This window comes from Nonomuraea sp. NPDC001684, assembly GCF_053596515.1.
Genome location: NZ_JBSFGJ010000346.1, coordinates 1 through 9,895 on the forward strand (window position 1 = coordinate 1; position 9,895 = coordinate 9,895).

The 9,895-nt window shown below is 70.8% G+C and carries 20 protein-coding genes; 15 read left to right on the forward strand and 5 right to left on the reverse strand.

Annotation, left to right across the window (positions count from 1 at the left end; translation table 11 throughout):
• Nucleotides 1–240 (forward strand): hypothetical protein (locus ACWCSD_RS38825; RefSeq protein ID WP_449922398.1); only part of this gene is annotated, 240 nt, incomplete at its 5' end.
• Between the two features lie 28 nt (nucleotides 241–268).
• Here ACWCSD_RS38825 and ACWCSD_RS38830 read toward each other — a convergent pair.
• Nucleotides 269–508 carry a hypothetical protein gene (locus ACWCSD_RS38830; protein WP_449922400.1) on the reverse strand — a complete coding sequence of 80 codons (240 nt, stop codon included), beginning with the start codon at nucleotides 506–508 and terminating at the stop codon, nucleotides 269–271.
• A 195-nt stretch (nucleotides 509–703) separates the two neighbouring features.
• Between ACWCSD_RS38830 and ACWCSD_RS38835 the strand changes: the two genes are divergently transcribed.
• The 14 genes from ACWCSD_RS38835 to ACWCSD_RS38900 all read left to right on the forward strand — a co-directional run bounded on the left by ACWCSD_RS38835 (nucleotide 704) and on the right by ACWCSD_RS38900 (nucleotide 7,631).
• Entirely contained in the window at nucleotides 704–1,090 is a 387-nt protein-coding gene (locus ACWCSD_RS38835) for a hypothetical protein (protein WP_449922402.1), read from the forward strand.
• Nucleotides 1,087–2,040, forward strand: a complete 954-nt coding sequence (locus tag ACWCSD_RS38840) for a hypothetical protein (RefSeq protein WP_449922404.1) — start codon at nucleotides 1,087–1,089, stop codon at nucleotides 2,038–2,040. Before ACWCSD_RS38835 ends, ACWCSD_RS38840 begins: the two co-directional genes overlap by 4 nt.
• On the forward strand, nucleotides 2,037–2,321 hold the full coding sequence (locus ACWCSD_RS38845; protein ID WP_449922406.1) for a hypothetical protein: 285 nt from the start codon (nucleotides 2,037–2,039) through the stop codon (nucleotides 2,319–2,321). Before ACWCSD_RS38840 ends, ACWCSD_RS38845 begins: the two co-directional genes overlap by 4 nt.
• Nucleotides 2,321–2,962 (forward strand): hypothetical protein, encoded by a 642-nt coding sequence (locus ACWCSD_RS38850; RefSeq protein ID WP_449922408.1) that lies wholly within the window; start codon nucleotides 2,321–2,323, stop codon nucleotides 2,960–2,962. Before ACWCSD_RS38845 ends, ACWCSD_RS38850 begins: the two co-directional genes overlap by 1 nt.
• Entirely contained in the window at nucleotides 2,959–3,435 is a 477-nt protein-coding gene (locus ACWCSD_RS38855; protein WP_449922410.1) for a hypothetical protein, read from the forward strand. Before ACWCSD_RS38850 ends, ACWCSD_RS38855 begins: the two co-directional genes overlap by 4 nt.
• Nucleotides 3,432–3,689, forward strand: coding sequence for a hypothetical protein (locus ACWCSD_RS38860; RefSeq protein ID WP_449922412.1), 258 nt, complete (start codon nucleotides 3,432–3,434; stop codon nucleotides 3,687–3,689). The genes ACWCSD_RS38855 and ACWCSD_RS38860 overlap by 4 nt, the downstream gene beginning before the upstream one ends.
• Nucleotides 3,686–4,027, forward strand: a complete 342-nt coding sequence (locus ACWCSD_RS38865; protein WP_449922414.1) for a hypothetical protein — start codon at nucleotides 3,686–3,688, stop codon at nucleotides 4,025–4,027. The genes ACWCSD_RS38860 and ACWCSD_RS38865 overlap by 4 nt, the downstream gene beginning before the upstream one ends.
• Complete coding sequence (locus ACWCSD_RS38870; protein ID WP_449922416.1) at nucleotides 4,024–5,193, forward strand: tyrosine-type recombinase/integrase; 1,170 nt, start codon at nucleotides 4,024–4,026, stop codon at nucleotides 5,191–5,193. Before ACWCSD_RS38865 ends, ACWCSD_RS38870 begins: the two co-directional genes overlap by 4 nt.
• 57 nt (nucleotides 5,194–5,250) lie before the next feature.
• Nucleotides 5,251–5,487, forward strand: a complete 237-nt coding sequence (locus ACWCSD_RS38875; protein WP_449922418.1) for a hypothetical protein — start codon at nucleotides 5,251–5,253, stop codon at nucleotides 5,485–5,487.
• 72 nt (nucleotides 5,488–5,559) lie between these two features.
• Nucleotides 5,560–5,850 carry a hypothetical protein gene (locus ACWCSD_RS38880; RefSeq protein WP_449922420.1) on the forward strand — a complete coding sequence of 97 codons (291 nt, stop codon included), beginning with the start codon at nucleotides 5,560–5,562 and terminating at the stop codon, nucleotides 5,848–5,850.
• The gene (locus tag ACWCSD_RS38885) at nucleotides 5,841–6,146 is read left to right on the forward strand and encodes a hypothetical protein (RefSeq protein ID WP_449922422.1); all 306 of its coding nucleotides are present in this window, start codon (nucleotides 5,841–5,843) and stop codon (nucleotides 6,144–6,146) included. The genes ACWCSD_RS38880 and ACWCSD_RS38885 overlap by 10 nt, the downstream gene beginning before the upstream one ends.
• Nucleotides 6,146–6,643, forward strand: a complete 498-nt coding sequence (locus ACWCSD_RS38890) for a hypothetical protein (RefSeq protein WP_449922424.1) — start codon at nucleotides 6,146–6,148, stop codon at nucleotides 6,641–6,643. Before ACWCSD_RS38885 ends, ACWCSD_RS38890 begins: the two co-directional genes overlap by 1 nt.
• Nucleotides 6,640–7,119, forward strand: coding sequence for a hypothetical protein (locus ACWCSD_RS38895; RefSeq protein ID WP_449922425.1), 480 nt, complete (start codon nucleotides 6,640–6,642; stop codon nucleotides 7,117–7,119). Before ACWCSD_RS38890 ends, ACWCSD_RS38895 begins: the two co-directional genes overlap by 4 nt.
• The gene (locus ACWCSD_RS38900; protein WP_449922427.1) at nucleotides 7,116–7,631 is read left to right on the forward strand and encodes a hypothetical protein; all 516 of its coding nucleotides are present in this window, start codon (nucleotides 7,116–7,118) and stop codon (nucleotides 7,629–7,631) included. The genes ACWCSD_RS38895 and ACWCSD_RS38900 overlap by 4 nt, the downstream gene beginning before the upstream one ends.
• A gap of 235 nt (nucleotides 7,632–7,866) precedes the next feature.
• Here the strand turns inward: ACWCSD_RS38900 and ACWCSD_RS38905 are convergent, their stop codons facing one another.
• The 4 genes from ACWCSD_RS38905 to ACWCSD_RS38920 form a co-directional block, all read right to left on the reverse strand.
• Nucleotides 7,867–8,379 (reverse strand): nucleoside-diphosphate kinase, encoded by a 513-nt coding sequence (locus ACWCSD_RS38905; protein ID WP_449922429.1) that lies wholly within the window; start codon nucleotides 8,377–8,379, stop codon nucleotides 7,867–7,869.
• A complete protein-coding gene (locus tag ACWCSD_RS38910; protein ID WP_449922431.1) occupies nucleotides 8,376–8,786 on the reverse strand; it encodes a hypothetical protein in 411 nt (136 codons plus the stop codon). Before ACWCSD_RS38910 ends, ACWCSD_RS38905 begins: the two co-directional genes overlap by 4 nt.
• Nucleotides 8,787–8,870: 84 nt before the next feature.
• Entirely contained in the window at nucleotides 8,871–9,083 is a 213-nt protein-coding gene (locus ACWCSD_RS38915) for a DUF397 domain-containing protein (protein ID WP_449922433.1), read from the reverse strand.
• Between the two features lie 116 nt (nucleotides 9,084–9,199).
• A complete protein-coding gene (locus ACWCSD_RS38920) occupies nucleotides 9,200–9,571 on the reverse strand; it encodes a hypothetical protein (RefSeq protein ID WP_449922435.1) in 372 nt (123 codons plus the stop codon).
• Between the last annotated feature and the right edge of the window lie 324 nt (nucleotides 9,572–9,895).

Sequence of the window (9,895 nt, forward strand, 5' to 3'; positions counted from 1 at the left end):
GCGGGCGATGCGGTGCGCGGCGTGCACGGCCAGCGTGGTCTTGCCGACGCCGCCCATGCCCGCGATCACGCACACCCGCACCTGGCCGGGGCCCTCACGGTGATCGGCACCGTGAGCGTGTCCCCGTCGTGGGAGGACATGACGGTGAGGCCGATGATGAACCGGCGGCGTGACTCCAGCACGGCGGCCGCCGAGGTGACGAGCATCAGGCGTTCGCGGTCGATGCCCTTCGGGCTGTAGAGGTAGACCCCGCCCGAGGTGAGTGGGATCACGCGGCGCCCCGCTCGCGGAACTCGTCGTCAGCGGCGGCCGCTTCGTGCTCGTCGGCCAGGGCCTCGGCGAACTCCTCGTCGGTGTCGGTGGCTGGCGCGCTGGTGGCGATGGCGAAGTAGATGACCGCCTTCTCGACCCACGCCGACTTGCTCAGCCGGTCCTTCTCAGCGCCGGCCTCGATGAAGGCGTGGGCGATGTCGCTCAGGCTGTAGGAGCCGTTCCTAGTCGTACCCATACTCGTGATGGTAGCTGGCATGGCGGTCACACTACTAGCGCCGCTATGAGTGGCGCTGGGAATCTCCTCAGGTTTTTATTACCGGGAATGTCGATTCCCGCCGATAAAACCGCTATGATCATGGTGTTCGACCCGCTCGGGACTGCGACCCGGGCGCGGCAGGACACAAGCCCCAGGAACCAGTAAGGACCATCCATGCAACGTCAGGACATCCAGCTCGTGCCGCTCGACGCCGACCGGCCGACCCTTATCACCTATCTCAACACCCACCCCCGGTGGACGGCCCTCACCAGAGGCGCCGCCTACGCCTGGGATGGCAAGGACACCCGCGCCCACCGCATCCGAATTCCCGGCACTGGGGACCCCTACAACGCCGAAGAAGACCGGAAGATGTGCGCCCAGGCCGCGATCGAGATCAACGCCCTCGTCCTCGGCCTGCCGACCGGCACGCCCGGTGAGGCCGTCCGCCGCCTGGTCGAGATCGCCAACCTGGCCAGCAGCCACAAGCCCGGGACCGTCCGGCCCGCCTTCACCCCCGCCCACATCCACGCCGTAGCGACCGGGCAGGAGGTCTCCCGATGACGATCACCGAGCAGGAGCGCGAGGACGCCCGCGCCCGCGCCGACCACTTCGGCAACCAGTTCGTCAGGGCCGTGGACCTCCTGGCCCTCCTGGAGGACGCGGCCAGCAGCCTGCACTCGGCGGAACGCCTGCTCCACCAGAGCAGCCGCACCCTAGGCGGCGACGGCGACCTCAGCATCGCCGACCTCGGCGACGCGGCGGAGGCGTTCCGCGTGGTCCACCGCGAACTCCGGCACATCGAGCGCATCATGACCAGCTTCCGCGACGAGGCCGACCACTACCGCGCCGCGAACGAGAAGGTGCTGAACGCCCAGCCCGAGGAGCCGGAACGCCCCTTCTACGCGGCCACCGCCGCCGATCTCCTACTGATCCACCGGCTCCTCAAGACCGACTACACGGTCACCACGCACGTGCCCGGCGTCCGTGCCCGGATCGACGCCGAGCTGGAAGCCCGCCCGCCCGGCGAAATCGTCGCCGCCCAACAGGACATCCTCGCCGCCCAGGAGGCCGCCATCACCGAGAAGCTGCGCACCCCGGTCGCCTCCGTCGCTGTCCTGATCACCAAGCCGGGATACGACACCGTCCGAATCGGCCCCATCCCCGCCGACTACGCCCCCACCTGGATCGCCACCCTCGACCAGGCCGCCCAGCACATCACGCTGCCCACGGGCTCCCAGTGGGGAATCGTCGCCTACGACCCAAAGCTGCCCCACGAGCCGCCGACCGCCGCCACCACGCTGCCCACGCTGATCCCGATCGTTCGCCAGCGACTCAGCGAAGGCGAGAGGGTGAGCGAGCTCATGGAAGCGCAGCGGTTCCCCGACGAGTACGTCCGCATGTGGGCCCTGATCGGCGAGGAGGAGGCGTCCCAGCGGTGGCGCGACGCGGTCATGGAGGTCGACGCCGAAATCCTCGCCGCCCGCGCCGCCAAGGACGGTGACGCCCGATGAGCAAGCCCATTACCCGCATCACCACCTGGCACAGCATCCCCGAAATCGCCGATGCGGCCCTCGCGTCGGGCCTGCCCGAGGACTACCCGATCAAGGACCTGCCCGGCCTGACCTTCCACGTGTGGAAGCCCCTGGAGAAAGCCGACCCGCCGATCACAACGATCGGCGACCTGAAGGGCTGGGCCGAACCCGCACTCACCCAGATCGCACAGTTCGGCCCGACCCGCCTCGACAAGCTCAAGACGGCCCTGCTCACCGCGATCAACGGAGCAACGCCCTGATGGACACCAACGACCGCCCCGTCTCGGACGGGGCGGCCCCCCTCACGTGGACGATCCAGCCCGGCCCTGAGCGTGGCCCCGCAGAATGGAAGTTCGGGCCCAACGATCTGCTGGAGCACCCCGGCCACGACCTCGTCATGCAGCTCGACACGGAGGCGTCCGCCCAGGCCGAGGTTCCGCTGCACATCGGCACCTGCTCGTGCGGCGGCATGCAGCCCACGCCGCCGTGGCACAAGCAGTCGGTCGGATGGGAGTTCAACTACCACATCGAAGGTATTCAGGCCGAGATCGCCAAGCAGGCCCGCATCGCCTGCCTGGCGCGCAACGGCGGCAGTCACCTGTGGGTGCTGGAGCTGCACCCCGAGGAGACGCCAGCCCTGTCGTGCTCCGACCCGGAATGCCGCGACGCCTCAGATGATCTGCCGCCCGACTACACCGTCCTCCTGGTCGGCGACGTGATCGTGGATGGGCGGACCGTGCATGTCGAGAACGACGCTCACGACGCGCCCGACCCGGTCGAGGCGCCCGTGTCGGTGAACGTCGTTGTGGAGGAACACGGCGGCAACTGGGTGAACCCCGTCGAGTACAGCGTGTGGGTGGAGCTCAGCCGCCGCGAGACGCCGAAGGAGGAGACACTGTGATCGACCTGCCGCACTACACCGACGATCCGCTGGTGGACCGCAAGGCCCACCGGCTGCTGCTCGACCTCGACCCGGTCGCGTCCGCGCAGGCCGGCCGAGACCTCCAGTCCGGCACCTGCTCCTGCAGCGGCATGACGGCCACCCCGCCGTGGGACGACTACGCGGTGTTCGAGCAGTTCGACGCGCACATGGCCGACGTTCAGGAGGAGGCGCACGAGGCCGCGGACCAGGCGCGACGCCTGGAGCAGGAGCAGGCGCGTCAGGCCGTGGCCGACGATTGGAACGCCCGTCACCCGGTCGGAACGCTCGTCCGTTACTGGACCGGTGCCCGCTTCGACGAGGGGAAGACGAGCCGCACGCGCACCATCGCCCAGCTCCTCAACGGGAACGGGCCCGTCGTCTGGGTGGAGGACGAAGGAACCTGTATCGGCCTCACCCACGTCCAGCCCATCGACGCCGAAGGAACGACATGACCTCTTACCAGCCGCCGGCCCTCGATCAAGAGGACATGGCCGCTCTTGCGATTCTCGCGGAGGACGATGAGACCTCCCATACTGAGTACGCCGTGCTCACCCGCGACAGGGGGAAGACCCTCGCTTCAGGACTACACAAGAAGGAGACTGCCCTGCGAATCGCCAAGGAGAGGCACGGCATGGTGGTTGAGCGGACAAAGGCCGTGACATACGGACCATGGCACGTACTCCAGGACGAAGAGGACCAGCCATGACCACCGCCCCGCCGGCACGTAACTCGGTCGAGCTGCACGCGCTCCAGGCCGCGCTCTCGGCCGGGCTCGAAGGCGTCCACTGGGAGATCAGCGTCCCGTCCGGTGCGGCTGTGGTCACCGGGCACGCTTGGGCGTCCGAGGAGGCCCAGGAGCAGGGCGGCCCCGTCGCCCGGCGCAGCCTGTACGAGGTGGCCGAGGCGGCGGTCGCCGCGGTGGACGCGCTCGGCTGGGAGCACGCCGAGCAGCCCGCCGTCGAGATCAGCCCCGCTCACCCGAGATGGCACGGGCGGAACGGCCGCTACCTGCTCCGGGTGACGTTCCGGCTGAAGCCGCGATGAGCGAGCACCTCCCCGAGGCCACCACGGCGGGCGCGCTGCCCGCCGTGGCGGCCCCGGCCGACCGCACGAAAAACCCGTACTGGGCGTACCTGGCCAGCCTCGACAGCGCCGAATCGCGCCGCGCCATGAAGGGCTGCCTCGACCGGATCGCCCGCCTCATGGCCGGCAAGGACCCCGCCGGCGTCGACCCCGCCACGGGCAAGCCGGACCCGGCCGCGCTCGCCATCACCGGGGAAACGGTCCACTGGCATCTGCTGAGGCCCGAGCACACCCAGCACATCCGCGCCCTGATCGCCGCGGCGACCACCCGAAGGAAGAACGCCGACCCGGAACCGTGGTCGACCGCGTACCGGAACAAGCACATCGTCGCCCTGCGCCAGGTCCTCGACCGGGCGTGGCTCCTCGGCGACATGACCGCCGACGACCGTGACCGCGCCCAGCGCGTCGCCCAGTTCCGGGGGACGCGCCTGCCCACGGGGAAGCATCTGCCCGTCGAGCGGGTCGGCGCACTGTTCGCCGCCTGCGACGCCGACCTCTACCGTGACGACGTCGAGGACGAGGCGCCGCGCGAGCGGCTGCGCCGTACCGCGCTGAGGGACGCGGCCATCCTCGCCGCCCTCTACTCGACCGGTGCCCGCCGGTCCGAGCTGGCGGGGGTGGCGCTGGCCGACTACGACCCGGTCGGCCGGTCCCTGCTCATCCGGCATGGCAAGCGGAACAAGGAACGGTACGTGTACCTCACTTCCGGCGCGGTCGGCCGTATCGAGGCGTGGCTGACCGTTCGCGGCAGCGACCCGGGCGGCCTGTTCGCGCCGTTCACCCCGCGCGGCGGGCATGTCCGCCGCACCAAGGCGGGCATCGTGGCGCACATGAGCGGCCAGACGGTCGGCGACGTGATCGCCAACCGCGCCGAACAGGCTGGCCTGTCCGAGGCGCCGGACGCACACGACTTCCGCCGAACCTTCACCGGCTCGCTCCTGGATGCCGGCGTGGACCTGGCCATCGCGCAAAGGCTCCTGGGGCACGCGTCGCCGCAAACGACGGCGCTGTACGACCGGCGGCCGGAGCAGGCTAGCCGCGCGGCCGTCGACAAGCTGCCCACCCCTGACGCCGTCCCCCTCCCCGGCGCGGTACCACGGCGCGGGAAGGCCACGCCCGGGTCGTGACGGCCTCGGCCATCGGAGTAAGACAGTAGCCTCTGCCGGTCGGCAGGATGCCCGGCCATGAACACCAACGAGACGAACACTCACCAGTGGCAAGCAGCCCTCGATCTCATCGTTCGGGTGTCGGACGAACAGATCCAGGACATGATCGTGGCGGCCGCGCTTGGCGAGGAGCCGGGCGTGCCGTTCGGCCCCGTCTGGAGCGACGACGTCATCGCCGTGTACTGCCGGCGGTGCATGCGCCCGTTCGATGACGACGCCGAGAACGAGCCGTGCGTCCCCGTACCGATGCCGTGACCTGCTGATACGACGGTAGCGATCTGATGGTCTAGCTTCCTCTCGCCCCTACAGCGAGAGGAAGCGCAACCCATGCCCCAACCCCCTGCCGACGCCGCGGCGCTGCCGCCGTTCAGCGGTCTCGAACCGACCTGCGCGAAGTGCGGGTGGATCGGCGCGACCCTCCAGTACCGGCCGGAGCGCGGTCCGCTCGTCCTTCCGTGGAACTCCGCCGTGCTCGTGGACGTGGCCAGGCCGGAACGGCTCGCCCGGCACTGCACCTCGTGCGGCTACCACTGGGACGAAGCCCCGCTAGACGCGCCGCCCACCGCCCCGGCCGCCGACGCCCACGAGGGCCAGGCCGACGAAGTCGAGTGCCTCTGATGGCCGTCCCCGACGCCCCGACTGATGCTCTCGACGCGGCGCGGGCCTGGCTGGAGACGGTGGCCGAGCGGCACGCGACCGGAGGAGCCGCCGACCCGGCCCCGCCTGAAGTCCGCGAGGTCTGGGTGAGTATCGACCCGCCCCCGCAAGACAAGGCGCTCCTCCCGGCAGCCACCCCGGCCGCGCCGCACCCGCAGCGGGTGCGGCCGCGCTTCATCTGGGAGGCGACCCTGCGGGATGGCCGGACGGTGCGGGTGGCGCGCGAGGCGACCGACGAGCAGATGGGACTCGCCTGATGCCGTACGTGAAGCACGTGGACGAGTTCGGTGACCGGTTCTGCGTGTGGTTCACCAACGACCCGCGCGATCAGGTGCCGGTGACGCCGGGCTGGTGGGGGTCGCCGGAGGAGACCGGGTTTCCGCACATCGGCGAGTGCCGGAGCTGCGGGGAGCACGGGTATGCGTGGGAGCCGCCGCCGGTCGCCCCGGAGGTGCGCGACAACGCCTCAGCGTTCGCCCGGTGGATGCGCGAGGCGATCAGCCACCAGGCCGGCCGGGAAGGGCCGGTGTTCGTCGGCCACCGTGCGGAGGCGGACGTCGCGCTCATGAAGTGGCACGGCCCCAAGGAGATCGTCGTCCACAAGTCCGGGCCAGGGTCTCGCGAGAACCCGCCCGCGCGGGTGCTGGTCTGCGCCGAATGCTCCTCCTCGGCCGAGTACCCGTGCCGGACGCTGCGGATGGCCGCCGCGCCGTACCGGTTCGACTACCCCGGCCACCGAACGGAGTGGCTGTGAGCGGCATCGTCCTCGGCCGAGGACGTGTCATGGTGGCGCCGCTCGGCACCGACCCGCGTGACGAGGACGCGTTCACCGAGATCGGGTGGGGCGAGGCGCGGGTGTTCACCGAAGACGGGCTCGAAGCGCTGCACGACTCGCCCGGCTGCCCCGACTGCGGCGAGCAGGAGATCCGCGGCCGCATCCGCGTGCTCGGCAAGATGCCGTACACGGTGTTCGAGTGCGGCCACGTGGCCGAGATGGTGCCGTTCTGGCTGCTGTCGTTCCGCGACGTCCAGGCGGTGCGGGCCCGCCGCCGCACGGATGCGTTCTACACCGTTCACCTCCACATGTTCGCCCTTCGCGTCGGCGTACGGCGCGGCAGGATGCCGTTGCCGGCGGACGCGCTGGAGCCGACGTTCGGGCCCGGCTGGACGAACCTGCACGGTCCGCTCGCGGACGTCCGCCCTCGCACGATGAGGAGCCTTCCGGCATGAGCGAAGTCGCCTACCAGGCCGCCACCCGGGTCGTGCATCAGCGGCCGGGCGCGATCCTGCACCCGGCCCTCGTCCGCGAGATGGTCGACGCGGCGCTCGCCGCCCACGACAGGATCGTCACCTGGACAGAGGCGGGCCTTCACCGCCCGATGTGGGAAGACAAACCCGTCCGGCAGATGGTCGAGCGGCGGATGCTGGAGCAGCTGCTCGGCAAGGTGGTCGAGGAGGGGTGTGTGCCGGTGGCGCTGCCTTCGGTGGCCTACCGGTACTTCCTCGACCCGCACTTCTTCGGGATGCCGTCGCCCGCCATGCGGCGGCCGGTCCGGCCGGAGCTGGTGGAGTTGGGCGCGGAGTGGGAGTGGATCGAGGTCGAGCTGTCGGTGCCCGTGCGCCGTCTAGCCGGGCCGCAGGTCGACCAGGCGGCGTCATGGTCACAGGCCGCGGGCGGCACGCTGAACAGCCATGCCACCCAGGGCCAGCGTGGAGTGCCTTCGGCCGGTGTCCAGCCGTAGAAGCCGCCGTCAGGCGCGGGGGGAGAGACGGTCATCCGGGGGTCCTTGGAGGGGTGGCCGGTGGATGGGGCAGCCGAGGGGCGGCGGGTCTCGCCGCCCCTCGGCTGTGGCGCCCCGCGCCGGGCCCTACGGCGGGGCGGGAAGCTGCGGGCCATGCCGGGGACAGGGACGTCGGCCTGCAGCTGTGTGGATCAGTGGCCAGCCGGGACGGTGCGGCCGAGATGGACGGGGCCGCTCATCGTGCTCGGGTCCGGGTCAGGACGTGCCGGTACATGTCGCCGAACCAGATCGTGAAGTCGGCTTCGGCGTCCTGGGCGTTGCCGCTGGAGTGGACGAGGTTGCGCACGATCCGCCCATCGGCGGCGGCCTTGGCGGCGCTGTCGATGCCGTAGTAGCCGCGGATCGTCGTCTTCCGGGCCACCTCGGGGTCGAAGTCGCCGAGCAGGTCACGGACCCGCTGAGCGGTGTCGTCGGTGTCGCCGTGGGCGAGCGCCACGGTGACGGTGGACCCGACGTAGTGGTCGAGCAGGTCGGCGCGGACGTCGAACGGGAACCGGTGTTGCAGCTCCAGCAGGTCGGCGTAGTGGGCGAGGATCTGGTCGGCGGTGACGACCACCTCGCGGGCGCGGACGATATCGACGGTGCCGCCGATCCACTCCAGGATGGGCAGCACGAGGCCGCGGTCGGTCGCGTCGGGCTTGCACAGCACGACCGTCCATCGGCCCCACCCGTCCGGTGGAGTCGTCACCGAGCCGCTCCCGTTCTACGGATGGGGCACAGGTGGGGGACGTGCCGGTTGGGGCAGCAGATGACGCCGAGCGAGACGAACCGGCCGCCGAGCAGCCATTCACCCCACTGCACGTCTACACCGCGCGGGAGCAGGTCGCGGGCGTCGTTGATCCGGTCGTCCAGCGGGATGCGGTCGGGGTGGAGAAGCAGGCCGGAGACGGTGAGGTATTGGTCGGCCAGCCATCCGGCAGCGGCGGCGATGTCGTCGTACGTGCCGGCGACGCGGGAGGCGGGCTTGGCCAGCCAGTCGCCGGTACGCATGGGAGGCAACGGCGAGGTGAGGAAGTCGGGCGAGGTGGGCCGCCGCTCGGCCTCGTTGGCTCGTTCGGCTCCCGCGCCGGTCCACTGGTAGGCGTGCCAATGCATGATCTGCTGCTCCGTAGAGTGGTGTGCAAGGGGTGGTCCCTGCTTGTTTCGGTCAGGCAGGGGCCACCCCTGTCATCGGATGGTTCAGATGGTGGTCATACCGGCGGCGTGGAGCTCGCTCCGGGTGAAGCGGAGCGTCCCGGCGTTCGGGTTCTTCGAGTCACGAAGGGCGAACACGCCCTCGGCGCCCGGGATCGGGGCGATCTCGACGCACGACTCGCCCTCCTCTTCCTGCTGGTTGCCGCCGCACAGGCGACGGAAGTCCGCGTCGGCCAGCGGCAGGTCGTACAGGTTCATGTGCCTCTCCTTCCGGCCCGGCAGATGCCGGGGCATCAGGGGTTCCCGTGCGCCGGTTGGCGCCCCGGGGGTGTGGCGTGCCGGGCCGTAGGTCAGGACGGTCCAGCACGCCACGTTCATCCGGCCTGCCGCTCGATCGGCGGCTGGTCGGGCTGCTTAGCGATCGGCTCGGGAACGTCCAGGAGAGGGTCGTACTCGGTGGGCTCTCCTCGCCGCTGGTGGGGGCGGCGATGTTCGGTCACGAGCTCGATGTAGGCGGCCAGGGCGTGAGCGTGGATGCCTCGCGCGGTCTCCTCGTAGCCGCCGCGGCCGTCCGGGCGGAGCACGAAGTATTGGCCGCCGAGAGAGGCCAGTTCGTAGGCGCCGCAGCAAGACGTGTGCCAGGTCCGGACGGTCCCGCCCCCGGTCTCGTGCTGCGGCTCCCACACCCAGGCCGGAGCGGTGCGCCTACGTGGCCGCCCTGCTCGGGCGCCGGTTTGTTTCGTCATCTGCTCTCTCCACGCTGTGGCCGTTCACCGGAGCGGGCCGAGCAGTAACAGGAAGGCGTGCGCGGTCGGCAGCGAGGTGGAAACGCTGCTCCATCTGGATGTACGCGAGCATGATCCCGGAGGACATCGGATACAACCTTCGTCCAGAACGGGCGCGGTGCGCCCTCGGCAGGGTTGGATCTCGCCGCCTGCGAGCGGACGTGCCTCCGCTCGCAGGCGGCGAGCTGCAGCGGCCGGCGGACGCCAGCGCGTTGCCTGCGCTGGCCCGGCCGTGCCGGACGTGGCCGCGCCTGTCCTGCCTGCGCGCAGGGCCGCCTGGGCGGC